This window comes from Burkholderia sp. DN3021, assembly GCF_049805555.1.
Lineage (GTDB): Bacteria > Pseudomonadota > Gammaproteobacteria > Burkholderiales > Burkholderiaceae > Burkholderia > Burkholderia pyrrocinia_C.
On sequence record NZ_JBNCAB010000040.1, the window covers coordinates 23,699 to 48,541 of the forward strand.

The window sequence follows — 24,843 nt, forward strand, 5'->3', positions numbered from 1 at the left end:
ATCAAGGGCAGGTTTGAACCGGTTGTCCAGATCAGGTTTCCCCGGGCCGCCCGGCGATATCGAGCGGCGTTGTCGAGCCGGTCAATACAACATGGGCAACTTTCTCGCCAATGCCGAAGCCCTGCTCGCTGACCGTCTCGAGCGCCTATCGTCGGGCGATATTCCGTGCCGGCCCAACCCAATTTCCGCCATTCACAACACGGAGCCCCTCACCATGAATGACGTCATCATCATCGGCGGCAGCTTTGCCGGTCTCGCCGCCGCCCTGCAGCTCGGCCGTGCCCGCCGCAAAGTCACCGTTCTCGATACCGGCCGGCCGCGCAACCGCTTTGCCGGGCACTCGCATGGCTTGCTCGGCCACGATCACAAACCGCCGCTGGACATCCTGGTCGAGGCGCGGCAGCAGCTGGTGCGCTATCCGACGATCCGGCTGGTCGATGCCCGGGCCGAGAGCGTGTCTGGCGCCATCGACGATTTCTGCGTCGTCACTGACGATCACGAAAGCCTAAGGGCGCGCCGTTTGATCCTGAGCTATGGCGTTGTCGACCAGATGCCTGCTGTTCCCGGCTTTGCCGAAAGCTGGGGCACATCCATCGTGCCCTGCCCCTATTGCGATGGCTTCGAAGTCGCCGCTCAGCATTGGGGCCTTGTCTGGTCTGGCCCGCAGTCGATGAATCAGGTCAGGCTGTTCCACGATTGGACCGACACGTTGACGGTCTTCGCGGATGGTCACGACATTGCACTCGATATCCGGGCCGATCTGGCGCACCGCAGCATACCTGTCGTTGATGGACGGATCACTGAAATCGCCCGTCACGGAGGTCGTAATGCCACGGTAAAACTCGATAGCGCCCCCGATGTCGCGGTAGACATTCTGTTCGCGCATCCGCGCACCAAGCCGTCCGCAAGCCTGCATGAATTACTCGGCCTCGCCACGGTCAATACGCCAACCGGCATCGCCCTCAAAGTCGACGAGCGCCGCGAAACCAGTATGCCCGGCATCTACGCCGCCGGCGACCTCGCCAACACCGGAATGCCCTCGGTCACCACGGCATCATGGCAGGGCGCAACGGCCGGCATCTCCGCTCAGCAGTCGATGCTGGCTTGAGAGCAAGCAGCATCGATCACCCCAGTTTCCAATTTCACAATAGAAAGGAGCGCCACCATGGCCGCCGTAAAACCATTCAAACCTCTAGACGAGAAGTTTCCGTTTGACCGCCAACTCGGTATCGCGGCCGCGCCTGTCGTGCTCATCAACCTCTTCACGGTCGATCCCGCCGCCGAAGCGGGCTTCCTGGACGCTTTCAAGGCGGCTGCCGAGATCATAACGAAGCAACCGGGCTTCATTTCGATGCAACTGCATCGAGCGCTCGGCGATAGCCCGACTGACCTGAACTATGTGGTGTGGGAATCCACCGAAACGGTCCGCGTCGCCTTCGCCCATCCCGAGTTCGTTGGGAAGCTTTCGGCCTATCCGTCATCCGTCGTAGCCAGCCCGCACCTGTTCCAGAAGGTCGCCGTCCCCGGCTTCTGCACGGCCTAACTCCGAAATATGACAAGGCGCGCTGGCGGGTATCTCCGCCCAGCGGTCGATGCTGGTTTGAGAGCGCAGATTGGAGGATGAACATGGCCGTTGAACCGGATAGCGCGGGTGTCCGCTTCCCTCCGCCCTTCGTCTATTTGGGAGCGCTGCTGTTGGGGCTGGCGGCGGAGCGGTTCATTACCCTGCGCTCTTTCGGCATCGACTGGCGATTGCTGGCCGCGACGGGCGCGCTGCTGTTCATTGTCGGCGCGGCGATGATGCTTGCGGCGGCGGGACTGTTCCGGCGGCTGGGCACCAGCGTTCCGCCGTCGCAGCCAACGACCCACATCGCAACAACCGGTCCCTATCGGTGGACGCGCAATCCCATGTATCTCGGCATGGCGCTCATCTATGCCGGCCTTGCGATCGGCTTTGACGGGCCGATCGCCTTCGCCTTGCTCCCGTTGGTGCTCATCGTGATCCAAACGCAGGTGGTCGCCCGCGAGGAGCGCTATCTCGAAGCGAAGTTCGGCGATGACTACTGCCGCTACAAGGCCGAGGTTCGCCGCTGGCTCTGACTATTCCGCCGCTGCCGCCTGCGGGGCCGCGAAAACAGCATGCCCGGCATGGCCGCGGGCCATCCTGAAGGTTGCGGGCCTGTGTCACGACCAACCGACCGGCCGACTGACCTCTCAGTACAGCCCGAGCGGGAGGACGTGCACATGTCCAAGACCAGAGATACCGAAGCCATAAGAATCTCCGTAGCTGCGAGACCGTTCGCGAATTACATATTGCGAGCGGTGTAACGGAACTCAATGGATAAGAGGTTCGAGGTTCTGGTACTGACCGCATACCCGGAATTGTCGAGACGTGCCAGCGACGCTGCCGACGAACAAAATCATGGACGGAACGTCGCTTAGCTGCGTGCAGCGGACGTTCGAATGTCCGACTCTTTCGCCGGTCGACTGACCGGAACTGGCCGAACAGAGTCTCATAGGTTGCTCATTCGTTCAGCTCAATGCGATATCGAAGAGTCTCAGCGAATCCGTAGGCTGCCGCTTTCCTGAAGCGCTCGATCAATACACCATTGCACGCCGAGATAACCTTCCGCGAGGCGATATTCCCTGGATCAACTGTTAGCTCGACGTAGGGAAGCCCTTGTACCTTTGCTTCGTCCAGCATCAAATTGAGAGCTTGCTTGGCGTAGCCGTTGTCTCTCTTCCACGGCACCACTGAGAAGCCAATATGTCCGAGTACGTATTGCGGCAATTCGGCGGTTCCGGGCTGCCAACGAAATCCGATTGCGCCGCTGAAATCGCCGTCCCAAATCCAGCGGACAATGCTCGGGAGCCGCGCGACGGTCGAGCCATCGGGTAAAGGAATCGGACCGCTCGACGCAGTTGGATCGTCTAGTCCGTCCACGAATCGTTCAGCGTCAACATCAATAGCATGCAATTGTTCGCGCGCAGCGATCTCCTTACGGACGTTGTCAGGCGACCATCCGGCCTCAAGCGCTGAAACGTAGCTCGGCAGCAAAGCGGTTGTAGGTCTCAACAGTTTGATGGCGTTCATGCTGATCGATGCGCGTCTGGGAGCGATGGTTGTCAACAGTTTAAGCGGCGGTGAATGTCTCAAAATGGCCGAACCCGGTCGGTGCCCGCTCCGACAAACCGCGACTGGCTCAACCCGACCCACAAGCGACGGTCAATCCGCTCCGATGCGGTCGTACAGAGGGCTGTCGTCGCTGCGCGGAAGGATTCGTGAGAATCGCAAATCTCGCCGTGTCCGGATTCTTCTGTATGGCATTGAACTCCCCGTGTGAGCATATTCGTGCTCACACGTGCTCGCGCGTTACGGCTTGGAGAGCAGTCGGCCGACCATGGCGTTAACCGCAGTAAGCTGGGAACCCGATTTCACCGCGTAGTCGGGACCCGTATAACCGAACCAGTCCCAGCAACCTTGCGGATTGAACGGGATCGTGGACGCGTTCACCTGCGGATACAGAACGAGGATGTTGTTCGTGTCGGCCCAGTAGTTGTAGTTGGTCTTCTCATAGAAATCGTCGCCAACCACAGCTGCCGACTGCTTGCATCCATGGAATGCGACGTGAACCTTGCACGCCGCTCCCTGATCGCACGACTTAGGCACGTAGACGAATCCCGTGTCCGCCATGCCGGTCGCAGATGCTGCGAATTCGCGCTGACTGAACGGCACGATTCTCCCGGTCAGGCTCTTCGCTGGCGGCTTTAATGGACCGTAGATGTACTGCAGCAACGCGCCGGCCTGGTCGTACCTCTGCTTGTCGACCTCGCAGTGGCTGATGTATGGAGGCGCATTGTCAGCACACACGTTGCCGAACGACGGTGTAATGAATGCGTGACCAGCCGGCACGTTATTCACGTACTTCAGGTTCGACGCAGGGACGCCGGCCTCCTTGAAGAACGACACTGTCGAGTCGACTGCCTGTTGGTAGACAACTGTGTCTTTCGTTCCGCTGAACACGTAGATCCGCGCCTTCTGAAGGTTCGATAGCGGGTCGATCTGATTCAGCGAAGCAAAGCCTGCGGCGGCGGTTACCATCAGCGTCGAGTTCGGCGGAACGAACGGTACCTGCCCCATGCAGATCGAGGCGTTAAACAAGCTCCCTGCCGCGCAGTAGTACGGACCGCCGGCGACCACGCCAGCCCCGACTACGGAACCGGAGTACGCGACCTGGTACTGGACCGCCATGAAGGCGCCCGACGACAGGCCGGACACCGACGTCTGCGACGGGTCACCGTGGTACGACGGCAGCGCATCAGCGGCCAGCGCGGCATGGGTCAGGGCAGCAGCGAGCGCGAGAGCGGTAATGGCGAGGCGAGGATGCAATTTCATCGTGATACCTCCTGTGGCATAGCGAATGAAACGGACGTCGAGCGAAAGGACGACTTGCCGAGAAACCTTGCCGTTCGTCGCGGCTGTGCAATGCGCTCGGCCCGGTACGTTGCGTACGCGGTCACGCATCCCGCACGAAGGGCTGCAACCTCGATCGGACCGACAACAGCCGCCGCGGCGACCACGATATAGGCGACACATCGATGGCCGATTTCCGCGGCTCCGTCACCGTCATGCCGCCACTGTGCCGATCTGGCGCGTTTGAGGACTTGAGTGGGGTGCGGAATTCGTATGATGAAGCATCATCGACGTAAAAAACCGTCAACCCCGCATTCTTTTTTTGTGTGTGAGATTTGCAACGTCGTCGTATTACTACCACCCGGGGCATCTTCGATTGCGGCGCAACGCAATCGACAGTTTTGTACCGTTTTGCATGCAAACTCGACCGGCTCTTGTTGGCCGAACCCGGTCGGTGCCCGCTCCGACAAACCGCGACTGGCTCAACCGACCCTGAACAGACAGTCGAACTCGCGATATCGCGATGACCGTCTTCATACCGCAATCAGTCGTTAAATTTTCGCTATACATCGCAGTAACAAAATCCGACCGAATGAGTGAATTTTACGTTTGTGCAATAACGCACGGACAATTCACGAATTTTGCTAGGGTATTCCTTAGTGCGAACTTGCTAAAAATGTCTATTGTTGCAAAGGTAATCCAAGTCGAAATTACTTTCCCGGACGGAAATCTATGCTGCGGGAATGGTACATCGGTTTGACTATCGCAGACGGATGCCGACGCCCCACTCTGGAGGAAATTTTGAAAGAACAACATACGTTCAGCTATCCTGCATCCAGTCTGTATGCCGGGCCGGAGTTCGAAGAGTATTGCATTAGCGAACAAAAGTACCTACCGGCAACGAGGGACCGCACACCATGCCTTTCATGTCCACTTTCCAACCTTTGTCAGGCGGGATTCGATGAACAGGTCCGGCGCTTGCAAAAAGGAGAAAACCCAAGCCTTACCGAAGGTTGTGCGTTTGACCCCAAAGCCTTGACACCACAGGCACTACTCGAAAACCTTACGCACGAGCAGAAGGCGTTTGTTATTTCCAAGATCCCGACGTTTAAACAATCGGAGCCATTATGAGCCAAAATATCGTTGCGTTGCAATTGGAAGCAAAGAAGCAATTGGCGCAGAAAGCTGACCTCCAATCAAAGCAACAGCTCGAAGCAAAGAAACAATTGGCGCAAAAAGCCGACTTGGTATCGAGACAGCAGTTGGAATCGAAGAAGCAGTTGGGGCAGAAAGCTGACCTTCTATCGAGGCAACAGCTCGAGGCAAAAAAACAACTGGCTCAGCGTTCTGAGTGATTGCTATCGACCAACTCGAGAAGGCGTACCCGTTACAGTCAAGCTGTGCGGTGCGCCTTTCGACATTCAAGCGTCCCCATCTGGCAGGTTCCAGAGCGAACCAGCCGTCTGAATGACAGCTCCGCGGAATCGACGGGTTGAATCCGGAGCCGACCGCCGCCCGATGCAGTCGGCCGAATCCGCCACCCGTTTCCGCCGGTTGATTCTCAAGGATCCGACCGGCTCGATTCAGAGTATTGCTGCCATCGAAGATTCCAGAAAGCGGACTTCCGGCCATCTACTTTGCGGACGTCCGCCGAGGAACGACAGGCCGTACTGGTTGCTCCTCAGGCTTGGCGGGCTTTCTGGCTTTTTTAGTTTTGTGCAAGACCGGGCTCTGGGTAGCATCTTTCGGGCAGCTCTGGCGATCGCCTAGACGCTCAACGAGTCGTGCCTCGCATTCGGAAATCGAGTACCCGCGCCGCAGCGAGATCATGAAGGTGAGAGGACGCATGTGCCATGCGCGCCGTTGGAGTTCGACAAGTGTTCCCTTCGCGAGGTCTTCATCGACCATATGGCGCGGCATGTGGCCCCAGCACAAGCCTCCCTTTAGCAGATCGTGCTTCGCGCCGAGGTCATTTACCCACCACTGGCGTTCACTGGCGACCCCCTGTTGCGTCTTTTCCGCATCGGGCTGATTGTCCGTTACAACAAGCTGGATGTGCCGGCCAAATTCCTCCCGCGGGATTGGCCCCGCGATCGAGGCCAGCGGATGCGATGGTGCACAGACGGTCACCATTTGCGAGTCACATAGATGCTGCCGTTCTATGGTGCCGGGGCTCAGCTCCGGCACGTCCGTGATCGTCACCGCCAATGCGCACGTGCCTTCGAGAACCAAACGCTCGCCGCCCTGCATGGTTGTCATGCGCAGATTGATTGCAACCGTTGGAAAGTCCGCCTGCAAGGTGCGCAGGCATTCGATCAGGTGCGCACGCGGGAAATAGGTATCCACGGCAACCGAGACCTGTGGGACTCCGGCTTCGGCAATCGCAACCGCACGCATCTTCATTTCCTCGGTGCGTGAGATTACCCCGCGCGCGTCAGGCAGGAGGCTGCGGCCTGCGGCCGTCAGTGTCGCTTTGCGAGTGTTGCGCTCGAACAGCACCACATCAAAGGCGCTCTCGAGTGAGCTGATCGCATGACTGATCGCGGACTGGGCACGCCTTAGCTGCCGTGCCGCTCCGGAAAAGCTTCCCTGGTCACACACGGCGACGAATGCCCGAAGTTGATTGATGGTGACGTTGTCCAACATATTTATCTAGAAAGTAGATGGTATTTATAGATATTCAGTCAATTGGCTTTATGAATCAAGGGCCTCAGAATCGGTTTGTCGCTTTTGTTTCGAAGGATGCAGGGCATGAACAGACTGAATGGAAAGACCGCGGTGATCACCGGTGGCGCTACCGGCATCGGCCGCGCCGCGGCAAAGCGCTTCATCGAGGAGGGCGCCTTCGTCTTCATCTTCGGCCGCCGGCAGGAAGCGCTCGACGCCGCCGTGGCCGACCTCGGGCCCAATGCCCGCGCAGTGAATGGCTCGGTCTCCGACCTGGCCGACCTCGACCGGCTCTACGCGGCGGTGAAGGCCGAGCGCGGAACCCTTGACGTCGTCTTCGCCAATGCCGGGGCGGGAAGCCAGCTGCCACTCGGCCAGATTACCGCCGGGCACATCGACGAAATCTTCGACACCAACGTGAAGGGTTCGATCTTCACGGTCCAGAAGGCGCTGCCTCTGATGGGCCAGGGCGGTTCGATCATCCTGACCGGATCGAGCGCCGGCACCACGGGCGCCCCGGCATTCAGCGCCTACAGCGCGAGCAAGGCGGCCGTGCGCAACCTCGCACGGACCTGGGCAGAGGACCTGAAGGGCACCGGTATCCGGGTGAACGTGCTGTCCCCTGGGCCGACTGCGACCGAACTCGCGAAGGAAGCGCTAGGCGAGGAAGGCATGAAGGTCTTCGCTTCGCTCAATCCGCTCCAGCGTATGGCCGATCCGGCTGAGATCGGGGCGGTGGCCGCCTTTCTTGCGTCGTCGGACAGCAGCTTCATGACCGCCAGCGAGGTCGCCGTTGACGGTGGCCTCGCACAACTCTGAGGAAATAAACGAATGACACAATCTCTAAAGGGCAAAACAGCTCTCGTTACCGGGGCATCGCGGGGCATTGGCCGCGCCATCGCCGAACGTCTTGCAAAGGACGGCGCGTTGGTCGCGCTGACCTACAATGCCAGCAAATCCGGCGCAGACGAGGCGGTCGCGGCCATCGAGAAAGCGGGTGGCACCGCGTTCGCGATCCATGCGGATCTCGTCGACCCGGCGACCGTCCCGGCCTTGTTCGAGAGACTTGACGACGAGTTCACCAGGCGCAACGGAAGCAAGGCCCTCGACATTCTGGTCAACAACGCTGGCAATTCCGGCTGGGTTGGCTTCAAGGACGCGACGCCGGAGAGTTGGGACACCCTGATGGCGGTCTACGCCCGCGCGCCCTTCTTCATCATTCAGGCCGCTCTCGATCGTCTCGCCGATGGTGGACGCATCATCAACATTTCTTCCGCTGCCGCAACGAAGCCCGTGACGGCTGCGCCCGTCTACTCGATGGCGAAAGCGGCCATCAACACCCTGACCCATACGCTCGCAATCGAGCTGGGGCCGCGTGGCATCACCGCGAACGCCGTGGCGCCGGGCTACACGCGAACGGATGCGAACGCAGCCTTGCGGGAGAACCCCGAACTCGTCAAGGCGCTCGAGGCCCAAATCGCGCTGGGACGCTGTGGCGAGCCTTCGGAAATCGCCGCCGTCGTGGCGTTCCTGGCTTCCGATGATGGCCATTGGGTGACCGGCCAAACGATCGAAGCGAGCGGCGGTTACAAGCTCTGACCGCGCCGGGAAACGACGGAGAAACATATGAGTTACGCAATCATTGGCTTCGGCAAGATTGGCCAGGCGCTGGCCAAGGCGTTCACCCGCAACGGTATCGAAGTGGCCGTTGCAACCACGCGCGACCCGAAAAGCTTTGCAGCCGAGGCAGCCGCGATCGGACCCACGATTATTCCCAAAACCCTGACTGAAGCCGTCAAGGCGGACATCATCTTTCTGGCAGTTCGTTTCGAGTCGCACCCGGAGGTCGCAAAAGCACTGCCCGACTGGACGGGGAAGACCATCGTCGACGCGATGAACACGCAGGCCCCGCTTGAGGAACTGAGCGGTCTCCCGTCCTCTGCTTTCGTCGCGAAGGCGTTCACCGGAGCCAGGCTGGTGAAAGGCTTCAACCATCTGGTCGCGGCCGTCCTTGATCGGGATCCGGCCGTCCACGGCGGCAGGAGAGTCGTGTTTCTCGCGAGCGACGATGACGGCGCCGCAGCGAAGATTGGCGAGCTTGCGGAAAATCTCGGTTTCGCGCCAATCGAACTTGGCGGGCTTTCGGAAGGTGGACTGCTTGTGCATGCGCGCGGGAAAAGCTGGGGTCGGCTGATCTTCAAGGACTTGATCAAGTTCGACCGATGACAACGGCTTCCGGCCATTTCGCCGAGTCGAATGGCCGATTACCGGTGCGGACTCAACCCGTCGATGCAGCGGCCCCGTGATCACGGCCACCAGGAGCATGTACACCGTGATCCCGGTGAACACGCCGGGCTCGCCGAAATCCTTCAGCAGCGCCGCGACGCCGACCGCCCGGCGGTAATTCTCGAAACCCGCGGGCGTGTGCTGCACGGGTCCGTCGACGTCATGACGAATTGCGGCCCATCATCATGTCACCCGCCCGTCACCGGCGGGAAAAACGCCACCTCGCTATCTTCCCGCACGACGAAGCCGCCCGTCACCATCTCGAGATTGACGGCCGCCCGCACGGGCCGGTCCATCCGCAGCGCTTCGGCGCTGCGCGCGTCGCGCGCGGCCAGCGTGCTGCGCAGCGCATCGACGGTAAGTTCGCGCGCATCGATCTCGACGATTTCCTCGTCGGTTTCGAGTTGCTCGCGAATGCTTGCAAAGTATTTGATTGTCAGTTTCATCGCGATGTCTTGAATGGAATCGGAGTCGGCGGAATCGGAAAACGCGAAGCGGGCGCGGTCATCCCCAGCGCCGCATTGCCTGGTCGTCGTGCGCCTTCGCCTCGACCCAGCCGGATTCGCCGTCGTGCCGGATCTCCTTCTTCCAGAACGGTGCGTGGGTCTTCAGGAAGTCCATCAGGAATTCGCACGCATCGAACGCGGACCCGCGATGCGCGGCAGCCACCACGACCAGCACGACTGCCTGGCCGAGCGGAATGCGCCCGACGCGGTGCACGATCCTGACCGCTTCGAGCCGCCAGCGCGCGCTGGCTTCCTCGACGATGCTCCACAGGGCCTGTTCGGTCATCGTCGGGTAGTGCTCGACCTCGAGCGCGACGACATCGTCGACGTCGCCTTCCTTGCGCACGACACCGAGGAAATTCACGACCGCGCCGACATTCGGATTGCGAACGATCGGTGCAAGCTCGGCACCCGCGTCGATCGCCGAATACTGCACGCGCACTTCGAAGCCGGCGGCAATCGCCGGCGGCGGTTCGGTGTGCGGTTCGGTGGCGTCGGCGGAATGGGAATGGCTGCCGGCGCGTAACGGATCGTCCGGCAGCCCGGCGCGGGATTCGGTGAAGCTCGTCATCACGGTTCTCCTGTAGGCGGTGCGCCCCGTATCGCGCGGCGGCCCGTCAGCCGCCGACGAGCGACATGCGCACGGTCGGATAGGTCTTGCCCGGCGCACGAGCCGGCCGTGCGGCCCGGCGCTCGGAATAGCGGTCGTCGCGCCGCGTCCAGCGATCGCGCACGGCGGCGGCGAGCGTGTCGACCGGCGCCGCGTCGTCGAGCCACGGCCGCAGGTCGGTGCCCTGGGTCGCGAACAGGCACGTATAAAGCTTGCCGTCGGCCGACACGCGTGCGCGCGAGCAGGTGCCGCAGAACGGATGCGACACGCTCGCGATGAAGCCGACCTCGCCGGCGCCGTCGATGTGCGCGCAACGGATCGCGGTCGCGTCGTGCCCCGGTTCGCCGACCAGCACGAGCGGATAGTGCTCGTCGATCAGCTCGCGCATCCGCGCGGCCGGCACGACCTTGTCGCCGGACCAGAAGCTCGCGCCGCCGACGTCCATGTATTCGATGAAGCGCACGGCCACGCCGCTATGCCGGAAGTGACGCACGAGCGGCAGGATCTGGTCGTCGTTCGCGCCGCGTTCGATCACCGCGTTGACCTTGACCGGCGCGAGCCCGGCCGCATGCGCGGCTTCGATGCCGGCCAGCACGCGCGACACGGGCACGTCGGCGTCGCTCATCCGGCGGAACACCGCGTCGTCGAGCGCATCGAGGCTGACGGTCACGCGCGACAGCCCCGCGTCGCGCAGCGCGCGTGCTTTCGCGGCGAGCAGCGAACCGTTGGTCGTCAGCGCGATTTCGACGGGCTTGCCGTCGACGGTCGTCAGTGCGGCCAGCCGTTCGATCAGCGCCTCGAGGTTGCGGCGCAACAGCGGCTCGCCGCCGGTGATGCGGATTTTTTCGACGCCGAGCGACGTGAACGCGCGTGCGATCTTTTCCAGTTGCGCGAACGACAGCCGCTCGGACGACGGCATGAATGCGTAGCCGGCGCCGAAGCTTTCGCGCGGCATGCAGTAGCCGCAGCGGAAATTGCACTGGTCGATGACGGACAGGCGCAGGTCGCGCAGCGGGCGGCCGAGCGTGTCGGTCGTGCGGGGAAAGGCGCCCGGCGATGCGCCGCCGGAGGAAGCGGCGGCGGCCGGCGCGGCGGAAACGATGGCATTCACGATCGGGTCGTCGGCCTGCATGAAGTAAGCGGAGGGGCGTCGCCGATCGAGCGCGTGCGTGCCGACGTATCGGTGCACAGGTCGTGGCGAGCCTCATCGTGAGCATAGTCCGCCGGACTTTTGCGGCAGGGACACAATCGCGCCCGAATTGCAGGAATACAGTTCGCCGTACGGGGTGCGCGGCGAATGCGCGGCATCGGGCGGCTATCCGGCGTCGCGATCATGCTAGCCAGTGCGCGAATTCGTAATACGGTACCGCGTCGCCGCGCGCGATGCGCTTCCCGGCCGGCAGCCGCGCGAGCCCGCTCGCCTGCACGAGCGATTGCAGCGTGCCGGCGCCTTGCTGCCGCAGCGTGTCGAGCACGGCCGAGCCGTCGGCGCCGATGGTGCGGCGCACGCGCACGAAGCGCTCGCGCTGCGCATCCGGCTCGAAGTCGATGTCGATCGGCAGCGACGGCACGATCGGCACGCACGCGTCGCGCCCCTGCAGGCAGCGGATCAGCGGCGCGACGAACAGCGCGAACGCCGTCATCGCGGCGCCCGGATTGCCGGGCAGCAGCACGACGGGCCGCGCGTCGAGCCGCGCGAGCGCGACCGGCTTGCCGGGTTTCATGCGCACGCCGCCGACGACGAACGACGCGCCGAGCACGGCCAGCGCGGGGCGCAGCAGGTCCTTGTCGCCGACCGACGCGCCGCCGACGCAGATCACCAGGTCGCAACACGCGTGCAGGTCGCGCAGCGCGCGATCGATGGCGGGCGCCGTATCGGCCGCATGCAGGCTCATCGCAACGCCGGCACCGGTTCCCGATACCAGCGCGGCGAGCATCGGCGCATTGCTGTTGTAGATCTGCTGCGGCGCACGCGGCTGGCCGCACGCGACGAGTTCGTCGCCGGTCGTCAGGATGCCGACGCGCAGCGCCGGGCGCACGCCGATGCGCGCGAAACCTTGCGCGGCGGCCACGCCGACGTGCATCGCGCCCATCCGTACGCCGGCCGGCACGAGCAGGTCGCCGGCACGCGCTTCCTCGCCCCGGCGGCGGATGTGCGAGCCGCTGCGCTGCGGCGCGTCGAATGCGACCCAGCCGTCCTGTTCGTGCGCATGCTCCTGCATCACGACGGTGTCGGCGCCGGGCGGAATCAGGCTGCCGGTGAAGATGCGTGCGGCCGTGCGCGCGGCCAGCGGCGCGGGCGTGTCGCCCGCATAGCAGCGCTGCGCGACGCGCAGCGGCTCGCCGTGCGCGAGATCCGCGTGACGCACGGCGTAGCCGTCCATCGCACTCTGGTCGGCCGGCGGCTGGTCGAGCACGGCGGTTAGCGGCGCGGCCAGCACGTGGCCGGCAGCGTCCGCGACGGGCACGGAAACGACCGCGTCCAGCGGTGCGAACGCGCCGGCGAAATGCTGCTGCGCGGTGTCGAAATCGATCAGTTGTTGCATGACGAGAGAGCCGGATGCGCTTGCGAAAGCGCCGGTTGGTCGGGATGGGCGGCGTCGGGCGACACGTATTCGACGAAGCCGTCGTTGCGGCAGAAGCCGAGCAGCCGCACGCCGGCTTCGCGGGCGACGTCGATCGCCAGCGACGTCGGCGCCGAGATCGTCGCGATCATCGGGATGCCGACCCGCGCGGCCTTGCGCACCAGTTCGTAGCTCGCGCGGCTCGACAGGAACACGAAACCCGCGTGCAGGTCGGCGCGGCGCCGCGCGAGCCGGCCGATCAGCTTGTCGAGCGCGTTGTGGCGGCCGACGTCCTCGAATACGTCGAGCACGGCGCCGCCGCGGTCGCACCATGCGGCCGCGTGGATGCCGCCCGTCTCGCGCATCAGCGTCTGGTGGGCCGGCAACGCGCGCGCGGCGCGTGCGATCGCGTCGGCGCCGATGCCGGCGGCCGCGCCGGCGGCATCGATGCGCGGCGGGTGCAGATCGAGCTGCGCGATGCTTTCGATCCCGCATACGCCGCAGCCCGTGCGGCCGGCCAGCGCGCGGCGGTGCGCCTTCAGTGCCATGAACGCCTGCTGCGACACGGTGAGCCGCACTTCGGCGCTGCCGGGCCGGCATTCGCTCTCGATGTCGAACACGTCGGACGCGCGCTCGACGATGCCTTCGCTCAGCGCGAAGCCGAGCCCGAACGCGTCGAGGTCGATCGGCGTCGCCATCATGACCGTGTGCGAGATGCCGTTGAACACGAGTGCAACCGGCGTTTCGTCGACGACGCGATCGACGGTGTCGCGCGTTTCGCCGGCGCGATGGCGCGTCACATGACACGCGGTGCTGCCGGTCGGATCGTCGCGGCGGGTGCAGGACTCCATGCGTTTTTCTCCAGGCGGATCGGCCGGCGTGCCGGCCGGGCCCGGCGCGTACGCCGGGCGACGGGAATCGATGCCGCCGGGCGGGCGCCGAGGGGCGCGCCGTCGCCGCGGGCAGGCGTTGCATCACATGGTAAGGGCGGTGAACAGCGCGCCGCAGGCACAGCGTCGCAACGCGGAAAGCAGTACAGCTTGCGACGCCCGGCGCCGGTTGTGTCTTTTCCGGACACACATCTTTGCCGGGACGGAAAGCACAGTTTCAGGACGCGTTCGCGCGATTGCGAGTATCGTGGCAAACGCGATATCGTCGTTCACGCTTCGATGCCATGCGAGCGATCGTTTGTGTTCGCATGTGTTGTCGCGAAGCCGTCGCGCGATTTCCTGCTTCGGGCGGACGTTTTCACAATCACGAGCAAATTACGGTCATGGAAATCTTCGATGCGTTCCATCTCGCACGATTGCAATTCGCGTTCACGGTGTCGTTCCACATCGTGTTTCCCGCGATCAGCATCGGCATGGCGAGCTTCCTGGCGGTGCTGGAATGGCGTTATCTCGTCACCGGCGACGCCGCCTACAAATCCATGTTCCAGTTCTGGTCGAAGATCTTCGCGATCGGCTTCGGGATGGGGGTGGTGTCCGGCGTCGTGATGGCATACGAGTTCGGCACGAACTGGGCCGGCTTCTCGCGCGTCGCCGGCAACATCACGGGGCCGCTGCTCACGTATGAAGTGCTGACGGCGTTCTTCCTCGAAGCCGGCTTCCTCGGCGTGATGCTGTTCGGCTGGCAGCGCGTGAGCCCGCGCGCGCACTTCTTCGCGACGCTGATGGTCGCGGTCGGCACGCTGATCTCGACGTTCTGGATTCTCGCGTCGAACAGTTTCATGCAGACGCCGCAGGGCTACAAAATCGAGAACGGCCTCGTCGTGCCGGTCGACTGGTTCAAGATCATCTTCAATCCGTCGTTCCCGTACCGTCTCGTGCACATGACGATCGCGGCGTTCATCGTCGCGGGCTTCATCGTCGCCGCGTGCGGCGCGTGGCACCTGCTGAAGGGGCGCCGCGACGAGCCGGTGAAGCGCAGCTTCTCGATGGCGCTGTGGATGCTGCTGCTGCTCGCGCCGATCCAGATCGTCGTCGGCGACGCGCACGGGCTGAACACGCGCGAATACCAGCCGGCGAAGATCGCGGCGATCGAGGGGCTGTGGGAAACCGAGAAGGGCGGCACCGCGCTGAACCTCGTCGGGCTGCCCGACATGCAGGCCGAAACCACACGCTATGCGATCCAGGTGCCGCACCTCGGCAGCCTGATCCTTACGCACAGCTGGGATGGCGAAATCCGCGGGCTGAAGGAATTCCCGCCGCAGGACCGCCCGTATTCGCCGATCGTGTTCTGGACGTTCCGGATCATGGCGGGCCTCGGGATGCTGATGCTGCTGACCGCGCTGCTCGGGCTGCTGCTGAGAAAGGGCGGGCGCCTGTATGAAACGCGCTGGTTCCAGTGGTTCGTGGTGGGCATGGGGCCGTCGGGCATCGTCGCGCTGCTGGCCGGCTGGGTCACGACCGAGGTCGGGCGGCAGCCGTGGACCGTGTACGGCGTGCTGCGCACCGTCGATTCGGTCGCGCCGCTCAGCGCGCAGCAGGTCGGCGTGTCGCTGCTGATCTTCGTGGTCGTGTATTTCCTGGTGTTCGGAACGGGTATCTATTACATGATGAAACTGATGAAGCGCGGGCCGGCCGCCCAGGCCGGGTACATCGAGCTGCACCGGCATCCGGGGCTGCGCAAGAGCGCGCTGTCCACGCCGCTGAACGTCACCGAAGCGGAGTAATCATGCAAATCGATCTTCCTGTCGTCTGGGCCGCGATCATCGGCCTCGGCGTGTTCATCTACGTGATGCTGGACGGCTTCGATCTCGGCATCGGCCTGCTGTTCCCGTTCTTCGATGCGAAGTCCGAGCGGCAAGTGATGCTCGACACCGTCGCGCCGGTGTGGGACGGCAACGAGACCTTTCTGGTGCTCGGCGGCGCGGGGCTCTACGGCGCGTTCCCGGTCGTGTATTCGACGCTGCTGCCCGCGAATTACCTGCCGCTGGTGCTGATGCTGGTCGGGCTGATCTTCCGCGGCGCGGCGTTCGAACTGCGCGCGAAGGCGACCCGCACGCAACACATGTGGGATCTCGCGTTCATCGGCGGCTCCGCGCTCGCGGCGTTCTGCCAGGGGATCGTGCTCGGTTCGCTGCTGCAGGGCATCAAGATCGAGAACAACCAGTTCGCGGGCGGGCCGTTCGACTGGCTGTCGCCGTTCAGCCTGCTCTGCGGGATCGGCGTGCTCGTCACGTATGCGACGCTCGGCTGCGGCTGGCTGATCCTGAAGGTCGACGGCGAACTGCAGCGCAAGATGCGGCTGCTGATGAAGCCGCTCGCGGGTGTGTTGCTCGCCGTGATGGCCGTCGTCAGCCTGTGGACCGTGATCGGGCTGCCGGCCGTCGCGCACCGCTGGTTCGGCAGCGGCAACCTCGGCTGGTTCCTGCCGGTGCCGGTCCTCGTCGTCGCGTGCGTGTGGGGCATCTTCCACACGGTGAAGCGCCAGCACGAGGCCACGCCGTTCCTGCTGACGCTCGCACTCGTGTTCCTCGGCTACACGGGGCTCGTGATCAGCATCTGGCCGAACATCGTGCCGCCGTCGCTGACGATCTGGGACGCGTCGTCGAGCCATTCGAGCCAGCTGTTCGCGCTCGTCGGCACGGTGATCGTGCTGCCGATCATCCTCGTGTACAACGCGATGCAGTACCGCGTGTTCCGCGGCAAGGTGCGCGAGGGCGACATCGGCTATCACTGAGCGGCGCGCGATGTGACGGGGCGCGGCGGGCGTGCGCGTATCATCGCGCGCAGCGCGGCCCCGGCACGTCCCCTGCCCGAAAGCGGCCCGCCACGCGCGGGCCGTTGCGCATCGGGTGCGGGCGTTGCGTGTTGCGTATTCCTTTGTCAGTCGAGAAACAATCATGATCGTCAGACCACGACAAAACTGGCTCAGGATGCTGTTCGTCTGGAACGGCTCCGTGCTGCAATCGATCATTCCGCAACTGGTGTTCATGGCGATCGTCAGCACGCTGGCGGTCTTCACGAACGGGCGCATCTTCGGCGAGAAGATTCCGCTCAACACCGCGCCGTTCACGCTGTTCGGGCTCGCGCTCGCGATCTTCCTCGCGTTTCGCAACAACGCGAGCTTCGAGCGCTTCAAGGAGGCGCGGCATCTGTGGGGCAACCTGCTGATCGCGGCGCGCAACGTGACGTCGCAACTGAATCGCTACCTGCCCGACAGCGTCGGCGATGCCGAGCGCAACCGGCTCGCCGATCTGCTGATCGCGTTCACGTATGCGCTGAAGCATCAGCTGCGCCATACCGATCCGACCGAAGACCTGCAGCGCATCCTCGGCGCGGAGCGTGCCGGCGCGCTCGCACGCAAATGCTTCAAGCCGGTCGCGATCCTCGACGAGCTGCGCGGCGGCATTGTCCGCGCGCTGGGCCGCGCGCCCGGCAGCGACGCGACGTGCTGGATGTTCGAGACGCAGCTCGACGAACTGGGCAAGTCGGTGGGTGGTTGCGAGCGCATCCTGTCGACGCCGATCCCGTTCTCGTACAGCGTGCTGTTGCATCGCACCGTGTATGCGTACTGCGTGCTGCTGCCGTTCGGCCTCGTCGATTCGACGGAGTTCTTCACGCCGTTGATCTGCGTGTTCATCTCGTACACGCTGATCGCACTCGAAGCGATCGCGAACGAGGTCGCCGAACCGTTCGGCCTCGCGCCGAATGCGCTCGCGCTCGATGCGATGACGCGCACGATCGAGCGGTCGGTGCTCGAACTGGGCGACCGCGCGATGCCGGAGGAATTCGAGCCGGCATCGACGTACCAGATCACGTAAGCGGGCGCGCGCAACGCGTCGGTTATCCGGCTGGCCTACGCGGTGATCGGCGACGACTTCGGCGGCTGCCTGCACAAGCGGATCGACGGCGGTTATGCGTTTGTCATCGATTTCGACGAAGAATAGCGGCACGGGCGTTGCCTGTTATCGACGATGCAGCGTGACCGTACGAACGGCGATTGCCGATTGCCGCTTCAGGAGGGATTGAAATGCGAATCTACGTGACGAGTATTTTTGTCGACGATCAGGACAAGGCGTTGACGTTCTATACCGACAAGCTCGGCTTCAGGCTGAAGAACAACATCCCGGTGGGCGACTACCGCTGGCTGACCGTCGTGTCGAAGGACCAGCCGGACGGCACCGAGTTGTTGCTCGAGCCGAGCAACCATCGTGCGGTCGGACCTTACAAACAGGCGCTGTATGAAGACGGCATTCCGGCGGCTTCGTTCCAGGTCGACGATCTCGATGGCGAGTTCGCGCGGCTCACGGCGCATGGTGTTCACTTCACGCTGGAGCCGATGGACGCGGGGCCCGTACGCGTCGCCGTGATCGACGATACGTGCGGGAACCTCATTCAACTGATGCAGATGAAGTAACGCGTTGCGCGGGCCTGATCAGCCGGCCGATCGTTTCCGCTGGCCTCATGGTGTCGCGGGCGGGCGTGGCTGACGGGGAAACGATAGCGGGTGCGAACGGGCATGACGGCGCCGATCGGTGGCTGACCGCCTGCGGGGCGGCCTTGCGCCGTCCGGAGCCTGACAAGCCGCTCCGGCTTTCCGCCGCGCATCGTCCTCGCACCGCGTTTGCCGCCTGCGCCGCTCAATCGAAATACGTGAGCCCCAGCGCGCCCTTCACCTCCGCGAGCGTCGCACCCGCGACTTCCCGCGCGTGCAACGTGCCGCGCTTCAGGATCGCCATTACCTCGGCCTTGTCGGCCTCGAACTCGCGGCGGCGCGTGCGGATCGGCTCGATCAGTGCCTGCAGCCGCTCGTTCAGCACGCGCTTGACGACGCTGTCGCCGAGCCCGCCGCGGCGATAGTGCGCCTTCAGCTCATCGACCTTCTGCACGTCCGGCTCGAACGCGTCGAGGAACGTGAACACGACGTTGCCCTCGATCTGGCCGGGGTCGCTCACGCGCAGGTGGTTCGGATCTGTATACATGTCCTTCACCGCCTGCGCGATCTCGTCCGGCGTCGCGCCGAGCGTGATTGCATTGCCGAGCGACTTGCTCATCTTCGCCTTGCCGTCGATGCCCGGCAGCCGCGTGACCGACGACAGCACGGCCTCGCATTCGACCAGCACCGGCTGCTCGACGGTCGCGTTGAAGCGGCGAACGAGTTCGTTGGTCTGCTCGATCATCGGCAACTGATCGTCGCCGACGGGTACGTGCGTCGCCTTGAACGCAGTGATGTCGGCGGCCTGGCTCACCGGGTAGGTCAGGAAGCCGGCCGGGATGTCGCGCTCGAAGCCGCGCAGGCGGATCTCTTCCTTGATGGTCGGATTGCGTTCGAGGCGCGCGACCGTGACGAGGTTGAGCAGGTATTGCGACAGCTCGGCGAGTTCGGGTACCTGCGACTGCACGACGATCGTCGAGATCGCCGGATCGATGCCGACGGCGAGATAGTCGAGCGCGACCTCGATCACGTTCTCGGTGACGCGCTGGCGGCGGCCCATGTTGTCGGTCAGCGCCTGCGTATCGGCGAGCAGCAGGAATTGCCGCGCTTCGTGCTGCATCTGCACGCGCGCGCGCAGCGAGCCGATGTAGTGGCCGAGATGCAGCGGGCCGGTCGTGCGGTCGCCGGTGAGGATGGTCGGGCGGTTCGGGTGGGTCATGGTTGTCGTTGGCTCCGGGTTGTCGAAGCCGCCAGCCATGATGTCGGCGCAGAAACGCAAATGCCGCCATGGCTGGCGGCATCACGTTTGGGACATGCAAAAGGAAACGGGCCGCCTGGGTCAGGCGCGCCACCAGCAAGGCAGGTTCGGCAGGGCAGGTTTGGTTTCCATCTCGAAAGTATAACGCAGCGCGGGGACGGCCATGCGCGTCAGCGCAACACCGATTCCATCGCGAGGTACGCGGTTTCGGCGGACGGCCACAGCAGGTACAGCAGGCCGGCCATCAGCAGCAGCGCGCCCGCGCGCACCAGCGGCGTGCGGTCTTTGTTGCGCGGGGAGGGGATGGGCGGATTCGGTTTCTTCATGCTTGCAGGCGCGCGAGGCGCCACTCCAACGGTTACTGCAACGGGTCGAGCGGGGCGACGCCGGGGTGTTGCGGGGTTCAACGGGGGCTGGGGCGCGGTTGGCGCACCGAGTTGCCTGGGCGCGACTGCGGGGTTGACCGGTCGCGGGGCATTAAAAAGGGACGGTTGAACGTCCTGTGGCTGCCGTCCATGCCGAGGCGACGGGCATCCTACCAGTTCGGCAGTCCGGCCACAGTCAAGAATTGTCGGGGATGGGCGCGGCCGTCGGCTCGCTGCCCATCTGCTCGAAAAGCGCGTAGCCCGGCGTCGTCGCGCAACATCAACAGCAGCTTCTGCCGTGCGTCGGCCAGTGACACACTCTTCGGCGCGGTCTTCAGCGCGCACTCGGGCATCGCCTGGATGCGGCGTTCAAGCTCGTCGAGCGAAAGTGGCTGCGTGCTGCCGCCGCTCCCCGCTCGCCTTCGGCGAGCAGCGTGAGCGCGCCGGCCGATTCGCGTCCGAAGTATGCGAGCAGGCTCCAGGCGTAGCCTGCGTCTCCTTTCGCCTCGCGCGCGAGCGACATGCGCCTCCCTTCCTCGGGCAGCAGATGGTCGAAGAACCGCTGGACCGGGCGATCGGTCGACGTATCGATGCACGCTTCCACGCGCAGCCCGAACGTCGGCGACATCCGGTACCCGACGCACGCAGCCGGCGCGAGCCGGCGACCGACTTCACAGACCCGTCGCACGGTTCGTCCCTGCAGCAGTCCTGCCGAAATTTCCGGCAAGGCCGTCGCGCATCCATTTCCCGGAGAACACCATGCGATATCCATTGCAGCACGTCGACCAAGGCGCGTCGGCGCCGCGTCCATCCGAACCCGAACCGCACGCACCGGCGCCGCGGGCGGACATCGAGGAGGTGTGAGCCATGAGCAGCGAAGCACTCGACCCCCTGCTGAGGCAGTTCGCAGAGAAGCGCTTGGGACGGCCCCTCGATCCGGGCGAAGAACAGGCGCTGCTGGAGCGGCTGCCGGGCAGGCACGGGAACCAGCCGGCGCCGGTTCCCGGCACGGCCACGCAGGCGAGCGCCGCGAACCCGCCGTTGCCGCGGTTGAAAACCCGGCAGGAGGCGCGCGAGCAGGTCAAGCATTTTCTGCAGCTCAACCAGCAGAAGGCGTACGAGAAGATGCGCGGCATCCTGCAGACGATCGACGCGCAGAACGAGACGACCCTCGGCATGCTGGCGTCGGAACAGCAGAAAGTGTCCGGCGTACTCGACGCGCACGAGCCGCCGGGCGACGCGCAGGCATCCGGCACGGCGGACATCCAGGACAGCACCCGCCAGGCGCTGGCGATGATCGGCGAACAGCTGACGGGCCTCATCCGGCAGGAAATCGAAGCCTGCTTCCGGCAATACGTCGATTCGCTCGCCGACCGGCTCGCCGTACGGCTCGACGCGATAGACGGCCGGCTGCAAAACGTCGGCGCCGGTCCGACCGAACGGTCCGAACCGACCGCGCCGGGTGCTGCCGCCACCGCCGCCGTTCACGATACCGCCGGCCCAGCGTCCATGGAGTAGCACGCGGGTCATGCGGCTGAAGTCGAGCGGCTGAATGCGAAACCGGCCGGCCCCGATGTGCGATCTCTCAACTACGTGAATCAAGGAGCAAAAAATGGGTGATAAGTGCCAAGTGTGCCAGGTCAATCCTGCGATTACCGATGCCGTCACGCAGGTCAACGTCAAGGTGGTCGCCGAGGCGCCGGCAATGGCGATGGGCTCGCTGTACCAGGCCCAGAGTCATTCGCTCAGCATCCTGTTCGAGAACGCGGTGCAGCAGCAGTCGCAGGCCGCGATCCAGTCGCAGACGTCGACGAACGTGGGGACGATGCAGCTCTACACGATCGGGCCGGAAAGCGCGGGTGCGGCCGCCACGGAAATCGGCTCGAACGGGATCATCTCCCTGCTGGCCGACGTGATCGCGATCGGCAAGGCGGTGACCCACTAAGGGGGCAACGCCGTGGTCGAGCGGCGGCGCAAGCGGCACGAGCCGCCCATGCCGCCGCCTTGCCGCGGATCCGCAGCACGGCCGCCGGCGCCTGAACAGCGGTGCCGCGCGGTGTTCCGGAGCAACCGACAGAACGGGCCGAGCCGATTCGATGCGGCGCCCGTTCGCAAACCAGGAGAAACACGATGGCAAATGACGCAAACGCGAACGCCGACGACCTGAGGGTCCCGAATGACCCGAAGGACCCCTGCGACTGCAAGACGTGCACGGTCAATGCCGCGATCACCGACGCGGTCACGCAGACCAACGTCAAGGTGGTGGGCGAAGCGCCCGCAATGGCGACGGGCTCGCTGTACCAGGCCCAGAGCCATTCGCTCAGTGTGCTGTTCGAGAACGCCGTGCAGCAGCAGTCGCAGGCCGCGGTTCAGCTGCCGACCTCGACGAACGTGGGCACGATGCAGCTCTACACGCTCGGGCCGGCGAGCGCCGGCGCCGCCGCGACGGAAATCGGCTCGAACGGCGTGCTTTCCGTGCTGGCTGACGTGCTCGCGCTCGGCAAGGCACTTGCCTGACGCGTAACCCGGCGTCGACGCCGGGCGGCGGCCTCGATCCAAGTGGCTTCCGCCCGGCGCCCGACGTCGTGTCGACGCCCGCGACGGCGAGCACCCGCGGCGCATCGACGGCGCCGTGCGTCGCGCGTCGCCGACCGACCCACTCATGCTTTCGCCGCGACTGCGCCGCAGCGGCGAGCAAACCAGGAGTAACGACATGACGGAACAGGTTTCCGCCGCGATTACCGATGCAGTCACGCAAGCCAACGTCAAGGTGGTGGGCGAAGCCCCGGCCGTGGCCTTGGGCACGCTCATGCAGTCGAACAGCCATGCGTCCGCGATCCTGCTGCACAACGCGGTGCAGATGCAGGCGAACCAGGCGGCGTCCAACCTCGCCGCCACGACCGTCGGCATCATGCAGCTCTATGCCGGCTCGCCGGTGGCGGCGGCCGCCGCGGCGCGCTCGGCGAACGACAACTTTGCGTCGCAGCTGGCCGCCATCGCGCAGTTGATGAACGCCATCAGCCACTGGCGCGGCTGACCTTCACCGCGCGCCATGCCACCCGGCGCGCGCACCCTCCCCGCGCCGCGGCGCGGCACGACGCACGTGCTTGCCGGGGCATCAATTGGCGTCGGCGATGTACCGGAGCTGCTCCGGTTTTTCGATCGTCACGCCGTGCTCGCGAAGCCGGATCAGGCCGTCGCGCTGCATCCTCTGCAGGCTGCTGTTCAGTCGCGGCCGGCTGACGTTGAGCATCGCTGCCAGGATGCTCTGGTTCTCCGGCAGCGGCACCTCGAGATCGTTCCCTTGCATGCGGTTCAGCAGATGGCGCGCGAGCCTTGCTTCGAGCCGGTACAGGCACGCCGACTCGACGAAGTCGCTCAGCTGATGGATGTGCCGGCACAGCTGCTCGTGGATGCGCTCCATGAAATCCGCGTTGGCCAGCAGCGGCGCGAAGTACTGGCGATGCAGCAGCGAAATGCGGCAGTCGGGGCTCAACTGCGCTGTGAAGCTGCGCCGGTGTGCGCGAATCAGCGTGCTCTCGCCGATGAGTTCGCCCGGCACCGAGTGGCCGAGAATGATTTCGCGTCCGCCGGGTTCGTGCAGCGTCATGTAGACGCGGCCGCGGTGCACGAAGGCGACGAAATCTCCCGGATCGCCCTTGAAGAACAACAGGCGATTGCCGTGTTCGGGCCAGGGCGTGGCATGCCGCTCGATATGAGCCAGAAGGCTTTCCGGCAGATCGGTGAGTATCGGTATATTGCGCAGCGTTTGAACGTTAGCAAGGGCAGGCATGTTTTCCGTGCGAGGTTGTTTGACGATGCGGCCACCTAGCGAAAAACGCTGCCTTTGGCACTGCGTGAAAAATGAACAATGAAGATAGCCAGATAATCGGCAAGCAGTCCGGATATGGCGGCACTTCGGCGGCAAGGACGCTTGGTCGATCGACGCGGATAGCCGCGTGCCGGCGCGCGAACGCGTCGCCGCGGCAGTCGTTCTTTTTTCATCGCAATGCCGTTATTCACGCCCGGCGGCGCACCTGAAACGACGGATGGGGCTATGCCGGGGGATTAAAATTTCCGTTCATAATAATCAAGAAAATTTACCAAAACCGATTATCTTGATAACGGTGTTACGCGGGTAACAGCGCCATTCGCGGCATCGAATCGATTCTGTGTTTTCCATAAAAAAGGAAGGCACGGGATGACAACCTCGAACCAGCACGCTGCCCCGACGCCTGAGTCACCGGCGCAGCAGCTCGATCGCACGTGGCGGGAAATGCAGGGGAAATTGCGGCGCCGCGCGCGCCTGTTGTGCAAGGGCGATATCTACCGTGCCGACGAACTGCTCTCCGATACCGCACTCAAGGTCCACATTTACCTGCAGCGCTCGCCCGAGCGCGTTCAGAACCTGGCCGGCTTTCTCTTTCTGGCGCTGAACCATGCGTTCCTCGATGGCGCGCGTCGCCGTCTCCGCGAAAGCGGCAGGCTCGAATTCGACCCGGACTGGGACGACGATCACACCGTCGAGCTGGCTGGCCACGCACCGTCGATGGAGCAGCAACTGCTGCTCCGGCAGTTGCTGCTGCGTCTCGAGCAGGCGCTGTCCACGCTCCCGCCGCAGCAGCAGATGCTGTTCACGCTGAAGTTCGAGGAGGACCGCCCCTATCTGCACATCGCGGCGACGCTCGGGATCAACGAGCCGCTTGCCAGAAAGCGCGTCGAGCTGCTGCGCAAGAAGTTGCGCGAGGAACTCGCCTGAGCACGTTCACGAACGCGGGCACGCAGCGTTCC

General features: G+C 64.2%; 28 protein-coding genes and 1 pseudogene. 17 read left to right on the top strand and 12 right to left on the bottom strand.

From position 1 onward, the window contains the following. Window positions 1–214: 214 nt before the first annotated feature. From ACPUER_RS20140 to ACPUER_RS20150, 3 genes are all read left to right on the top strand, one after another. Window positions 215–1,108, top strand: coding sequence for an NAD(P)/FAD-dependent oxidoreductase (locus ACPUER_RS20140; protein ID WP_310133705.1), 894 nt, complete (start codon window positions 215–217; stop codon window positions 1,106–1,108). A gap of 57 nt (window positions 1,109–1,165) precedes the next feature. After that, window positions 1,166–1,543, top strand: coding sequence for an antibiotic biosynthesis monooxygenase family protein (locus tag ACPUER_RS20145; protein WP_425131949.1), 378 nt, complete (start codon window positions 1,166–1,168; stop codon window positions 1,541–1,543). A gap of 83 nt (window positions 1,544–1,626) precedes the next feature. Next, complete coding sequence (locus ACPUER_RS20150) at window positions 1,627–2,100, top strand: methyltransferase family protein (RefSeq protein WP_425131950.1); 474 nt, start codon at window positions 1,627–1,629, stop codon at window positions 2,098–2,100. A gap of 424 nt (window positions 2,101–2,524) precedes the next feature. On the opposite strand, the gene ACPUER_RS20155 is transcribed toward ACPUER_RS20150, so the two are convergent. Together ACPUER_RS20155 and ACPUER_RS20160 are read right to left on the bottom strand one after the other, a co-directional pair. Then, window positions 2,525–3,094: a GNAT family N-acetyltransferase gene (locus ACPUER_RS20155; protein ID WP_425131951.1), complete on the bottom strand. Its 570-nt coding sequence runs from the start codon at window positions 3,092–3,094 to the stop codon at window positions 2,525–2,527. Between the two features lie 279 nt (window positions 3,095–3,373). After that, window positions 3,374–4,396: an extracellular catalytic domain type 2 short-chain-length polyhydroxyalkanoate depolymerase gene (locus ACPUER_RS20160; RefSeq protein ID WP_175961813.1), complete on the bottom strand. Its 1,023-nt coding sequence runs from the start codon at window positions 4,394–4,396 to the stop codon at window positions 3,374–3,376. Window positions 4,397–5,146: 750 nt separating this feature from the next. Here ACPUER_RS20160 and ACPUER_RS20165 point away from each other — a divergent pair. Next, window positions 5,147–5,545 carry a hypothetical protein gene (locus ACPUER_RS20165; RefSeq protein WP_175961812.1) on the top strand — a complete coding sequence of 133 codons (399 nt, stop codon included), beginning with the start codon at window positions 5,147–5,149 and terminating at the stop codon, window positions 5,543–5,545. After that, a complete protein-coding gene (locus ACPUER_RS20170; RefSeq protein WP_175961811.1) occupies window positions 5,542–5,769 on the top strand; it encodes a hypothetical protein in 228 nt (75 codons plus the stop codon). The genes ACPUER_RS20165 and ACPUER_RS20170 overlap by 4 nt, the downstream gene beginning before the upstream one ends. A 277-nt stretch (window positions 5,770–6,046) precedes the next feature. Here the strand turns inward: ACPUER_RS20170 and ACPUER_RS20175 are convergent, their stop codons facing one another. Beyond that, window positions 6,047–7,060 (bottom strand): LysR family transcriptional regulator, encoded by a 1,014-nt coding sequence (locus ACPUER_RS20175; protein ID WP_425131952.1) that lies wholly within the window; start codon window positions 7,058–7,060, stop codon window positions 6,047–6,049. A 105-nt stretch (window positions 7,061–7,165) separates the two neighbouring features. Here ACPUER_RS20175 and ACPUER_RS20180 point away from each other — a divergent pair, with 105 nt between their 5' ends. The 3 genes from ACPUER_RS20180 to ACPUER_RS20190 are packed head-to-tail and all read left to right on the top strand — an operon-like array spanning window position 7,166 to window position 9,307. Beyond that, entirely contained in the window at window positions 7,166–7,900 is a 735-nt protein-coding gene (locus tag ACPUER_RS20180; protein ID WP_425131953.1) for an SDR family NAD(P)-dependent oxidoreductase, read from the top strand. Between the two features lie 12 nt (window positions 7,901–7,912). After that, window positions 7,913–8,680 (top strand): SDR family NAD(P)-dependent oxidoreductase, encoded by a 768-nt coding sequence (locus ACPUER_RS20185; RefSeq protein WP_204420804.1) that lies wholly within the window; start codon window positions 7,913–7,915, stop codon window positions 8,678–8,680. Between the two features lie 27 nt (window positions 8,681–8,707). Next, window positions 8,708–9,307 carry an NADPH-dependent F420 reductase gene (locus tag ACPUER_RS20190; RefSeq protein WP_425131954.1) on the top strand — a complete coding sequence of 200 codons (600 nt, stop codon included), beginning with the start codon at window positions 8,708–8,710 and terminating at the stop codon, window positions 9,305–9,307. A 248-nt stretch (window positions 9,308–9,555) separates the two neighbouring features. Here the strand turns inward: ACPUER_RS20190 and moaD are convergent, their stop codons facing one another. The 5 genes from moaD to fdhD all read right to left on the bottom strand — a co-directional run bounded on the left by moaD (window position 9,556) and on the right by fdhD (window position 13,898). Then, a complete protein-coding gene (gene moaD, locus ACPUER_RS20195; protein WP_131947243.1) occupies window positions 9,556–9,813 on the bottom strand; it encodes a molybdopterin converting factor subunit 1 in 258 nt (85 codons plus the stop codon). Between the two features lie 58 nt (window positions 9,814–9,871). Further along, window positions 9,872–10,444, bottom strand: coding sequence for a molybdenum cofactor biosynthesis protein MoaE (locus ACPUER_RS20200; RefSeq protein ID WP_425131955.1), 573 nt, complete (start codon window positions 10,442–10,444; stop codon window positions 9,872–9,874). Window positions 10,445–10,490: 46 nt separating this feature from the next. Further along, window positions 10,491–11,615: a GTP 3',8-cyclase MoaA gene (moaA, locus tag ACPUER_RS20205; RefSeq protein ID WP_175961805.1), complete on the bottom strand. Its 1,125-nt coding sequence runs from the start codon at window positions 11,613–11,615 to the stop codon at window positions 10,491–10,493. A 199-nt stretch (window positions 11,616–11,814) separates the two neighbouring features. Beyond that, window positions 11,815–13,029: a gephyrin-like molybdotransferase Glp gene (glp, locus tag ACPUER_RS20210; RefSeq protein WP_425131956.1), complete on the bottom strand. Its 1,215-nt coding sequence runs from the start codon at window positions 13,027–13,029 to the stop codon at window positions 11,815–11,817. Continuing rightward, the gene (fdhD, locus tag ACPUER_RS20215) at window positions 13,017–13,898 is read right to left on the bottom strand and encodes a formate dehydrogenase accessory sulfurtransferase FdhD (RefSeq protein WP_175961803.1); all 882 of its coding nucleotides are present in this window, start codon (window positions 13,896–13,898) and stop codon (window positions 13,017–13,019) included. Before fdhD ends, glp begins: the two co-directional genes overlap by 13 nt. A gap of 422 nt (window positions 13,899–14,320) precedes the next feature. Between fdhD and ACPUER_RS20220 the strand changes: the two genes are divergently transcribed. From ACPUER_RS20220 to ACPUER_RS20235, 4 genes are all read left to right on the top strand, one after another. Continuing rightward, complete coding sequence (locus tag ACPUER_RS20220; RefSeq protein WP_425131957.1) at window positions 14,321–15,721, top strand: cytochrome ubiquinol oxidase subunit I; 1,401 nt, start codon at window positions 14,321–14,323, stop codon at window positions 15,719–15,721. A 2-nt stretch (window positions 15,722–15,723) separates the two neighbouring features. Then, a complete protein-coding gene (gene cydB, locus ACPUER_RS20225; protein ID WP_072437801.1) occupies window positions 15,724–16,731 on the top strand; it encodes a cytochrome d ubiquinol oxidase subunit II in 1,008 nt (335 codons plus the stop codon). Between the two features lie 163 nt (window positions 16,732–16,894). Beyond that, the gene (locus tag ACPUER_RS20230) at window positions 16,895–17,815 is read left to right on the top strand and encodes a bestrophin family protein (RefSeq protein ID WP_175961801.1); all 921 of its coding nucleotides are present in this window, start codon (window positions 16,895–16,897) and stop codon (window positions 17,813–17,815) included. Between the two features lie 209 nt (window positions 17,816–18,024). After that, window positions 18,025–18,411, top strand: a complete 387-nt coding sequence (locus ACPUER_RS20235) for a VOC family protein (protein WP_310133736.1) — start codon at window positions 18,025–18,027, stop codon at window positions 18,409–18,411. Between the two features lie 223 nt (window positions 18,412–18,634). Here ACPUER_RS20235 and trpS read toward each other — a convergent pair whose 3' ends face one another. The 3 genes and pseudogenes from trpS to ACPUER_RS20250 form a co-directional block, all read right to left on the bottom strand. Next, window positions 18,635–19,648 carry a tryptophan--tRNA ligase gene (trpS, locus tag ACPUER_RS20240; protein ID WP_425131958.1) on the bottom strand — a complete coding sequence of 338 codons (1,014 nt, stop codon included), beginning with the start codon at window positions 19,646–19,648 and terminating at the stop codon, window positions 18,635–18,637. 209 nt (window positions 19,649–19,857) lie between these two features. Then, a complete protein-coding gene (locus ACPUER_RS20245; protein WP_425131959.1) occupies window positions 19,858–20,013 on the bottom strand; it encodes a hypothetical protein in 156 nt (51 codons plus the stop codon). Between the two features lie 262 nt (window positions 20,014–20,275). Beyond that, window positions 20,276–20,686 (bottom strand): annotated as a pseudogene (locus ACPUER_RS20250) (HipA N-terminal domain-containing protein); the annotation flags it as partial. Between the two features lie 233 nt (window positions 20,687–20,919). Between ACPUER_RS20250 and ACPUER_RS20255 the strand changes: the two are divergent. From ACPUER_RS20255 to ACPUER_RS20270, 4 genes are all read left to right on the top strand, one after another. After that, window positions 20,920–21,570, top strand: coding sequence for a hypothetical protein (locus tag ACPUER_RS20255; protein WP_425131960.1), 651 nt, complete (start codon window positions 20,920–20,922; stop codon window positions 21,568–21,570). A 94-nt stretch (window positions 21,571–21,664) separates the two neighbouring features. Continuing rightward, window positions 21,665–21,997: a RebB family R body protein gene (locus ACPUER_RS20260; protein ID WP_174380819.1), complete on the top strand. Its 333-nt coding sequence runs from the start codon at window positions 21,665–21,667 to the stop codon at window positions 21,995–21,997. Window positions 21,998–22,182: 185 nt separating this feature from the next. Then, entirely contained in the window at window positions 22,183–22,569 is a 387-nt protein-coding gene (locus ACPUER_RS20265) for a RebB family R body protein (RefSeq protein WP_175961795.1), read from the top strand. A 196-nt stretch (window positions 22,570–22,765) separates the two neighbouring features. After that, window positions 22,766–23,089 (top strand): RebB family R body protein, encoded by a 324-nt coding sequence (locus tag ACPUER_RS20270; protein ID WP_072437809.1) that lies wholly within the window; start codon window positions 22,766–22,768, stop codon window positions 23,087–23,089. An 81-nt stretch (window positions 23,090–23,170) separates the two neighbouring features. Here the strand turns inward: ACPUER_RS20270 and ACPUER_RS20275 are convergent, their stop codons facing one another. Then, entirely contained in the window at window positions 23,171–23,980 is an 810-nt protein-coding gene (locus ACPUER_RS20275) for a Crp/Fnr family transcriptional regulator (protein WP_244137341.1), read from the bottom strand. Window positions 23,981–24,253: 273 nt separating this feature from the next. Between ACPUER_RS20275 and ACPUER_RS20280 the strand changes: the two genes are divergently transcribed. Beyond that, on the top strand, window positions 24,254–24,811 hold the full coding sequence (locus tag ACPUER_RS20280) for a sigma-70 family RNA polymerase sigma factor (protein ID WP_310133754.1): 558 nt from the start codon (window positions 24,254–24,256) through the stop codon (window positions 24,809–24,811). Window positions 24,812–24,843: the final 32 nt, after the last annotated feature.

Excerpts from the sequence above, each read along its gene's own strand:
- ACPUER_RS20270 (WP_072437809.1), top strand. The coding sequence starts at position 22,766 with ATGACGGAACAGGTTTCCGCCGCGATTACCGATGCAGTCACGCAAGCC.
- ACPUER_RS20280 (WP_310133754.1), top strand. The coding sequence starts at position 24,254 with ATGACAACCTCGAACCAGCACGCTGCCCCGACGCCTGAGTCACCGGCG.
- ACPUER_RS20175 (WP_425131952.1), bottom strand. The coding sequence starts at position 7,060 with ATGTTGGACAACGTCACCATCAATCAACTTCGGGCATTCGTCGCCGTG.
- glp (WP_425131956.1), bottom strand. The coding sequence starts at position 13,029 with ATGCAACAACTGATCGATTTCGACACCGCGCAGCAGCATTTCGCCGGC.
- ACPUER_RS20200 (WP_425131955.1), bottom strand. The coding sequence starts at position 10,444 with ATGACGAGCTTCACCGAATCCCGCGCCGGGCTGCCGGACGATCCGTTA.
- ACPUER_RS20150 (WP_425131950.1), top strand. The coding sequence starts at position 1,627 with ATGGCCGTTGAACCGGATAGCGCGGGTGTCCGCTTCCCTCCGCCCTTC.
- ACPUER_RS20170 (WP_175961811.1), top strand. The coding sequence starts at position 5,542 with ATGAGCCAAAATATCGTTGCGTTGCAATTGGAAGCAAAGAAGCAATTG.
- ACPUER_RS20265 (WP_175961795.1), top strand. The coding sequence starts at position 22,183 with ATGGCAAATGACGCAAACGCGAACGCCGACGACCTGAGGGTCCCGAAT.
- moaD (WP_131947243.1), bottom strand. The coding sequence starts at position 9,813 with ATGAAACTGACAATCAAATACTTTGCAAGCATTCGCGAGCAACTCGAA.
- ACPUER_RS20185 (WP_204420804.1), top strand. The coding sequence starts at position 7,913 with ATGACACAATCTCTAAAGGGCAAAACAGCTCTCGTTACCGGGGCATCG.
- ACPUER_RS20165 (WP_175961812.1), top strand. The coding sequence starts at position 5,147 with ATGCTGCGGGAATGGTACATCGGTTTGACTATCGCAGACGGATGCCGA.
- cydB (WP_072437801.1), top strand. The coding sequence starts at position 15,724 with ATGCAAATCGATCTTCCTGTCGTCTGGGCCGCGATCATCGGCCTCGGC.
- ACPUER_RS20160 (WP_175961813.1), bottom strand. The coding sequence starts at position 4,396 with ATGAAATTGCATCCTCGCCTCGCCATTACCGCTCTCGCGCTCGCTGCT.
- ACPUER_RS20155 (WP_425131951.1), bottom strand. The coding sequence starts at position 3,094 with ATGAACGCCATCAAACTGTTGAGACCTACAACCGCTTTGCTGCCGAGC.
- fdhD (WP_175961803.1), bottom strand. The coding sequence starts at position 13,898 with ATGGAGTCCTGCACCCGCCGCGACGATCCGACCGGCAGCACCGCGTGT.
- ACPUER_RS20140 (WP_310133705.1), top strand. The coding sequence starts at position 215 with ATGAATGACGTCATCATCATCGGCGGCAGCTTTGCCGGTCTCGCCGCC.
- ACPUER_RS20260 (WP_174380819.1), top strand. The coding sequence starts at position 21,665 with ATGGGTGATAAGTGCCAAGTGTGCCAGGTCAATCCTGCGATTACCGAT.
- trpS (WP_425131958.1), bottom strand. The coding sequence starts at position 19,648 with ATGACCCACCCGAACCGCCCGACCATCCTCACCGGCGACCGCACGACC.
- ACPUER_RS20180 (WP_425131953.1), top strand. The coding sequence starts at position 7,166 with ATGAACAGACTGAATGGAAAGACCGCGGTGATCACCGGTGGCGCTACC.
- ACPUER_RS20235 (WP_310133736.1), top strand. The coding sequence starts at position 18,025 with ATGCGAATCTACGTGACGAGTATTTTTGTCGACGATCAGGACAAGGCG.
- ACPUER_RS20220 (WP_425131957.1), top strand. The coding sequence starts at position 14,321 with ATGGAAATCTTCGATGCGTTCCATCTCGCACGATTGCAATTCGCGTTC.
- moaA (WP_175961805.1), bottom strand. The coding sequence starts at position 11,615 with ATGCAGGCCGACGACCCGATCGTGAATGCCATCGTTTCCGCCGCGCCG.
- ACPUER_RS20190 (WP_425131954.1), top strand. The coding sequence starts at position 8,708 with ATGAGTTACGCAATCATTGGCTTCGGCAAGATTGGCCAGGCGCTGGCC.
- ACPUER_RS20255 (WP_425131960.1), top strand. The coding sequence starts at position 20,920 with ATGAGCAGCGAAGCACTCGACCCCCTGCTGAGGCAGTTCGCAGAGAAG.
- ACPUER_RS20230 (WP_175961801.1), top strand. The coding sequence starts at position 16,895 with ATGATCGTCAGACCACGACAAAACTGGCTCAGGATGCTGTTCGTCTGG.
- ACPUER_RS20145 (WP_425131949.1), top strand. The coding sequence starts at position 1,166 with ATGGCCGCCGTAAAACCATTCAAACCTCTAGACGAGAAGTTTCCGTTT.
- ACPUER_RS20245 (WP_425131959.1), bottom strand. The coding sequence starts at position 20,013 with ATGAAGAAACCGAATCCGCCCATCCCCTCCCCGCGCAACAAAGACCGC.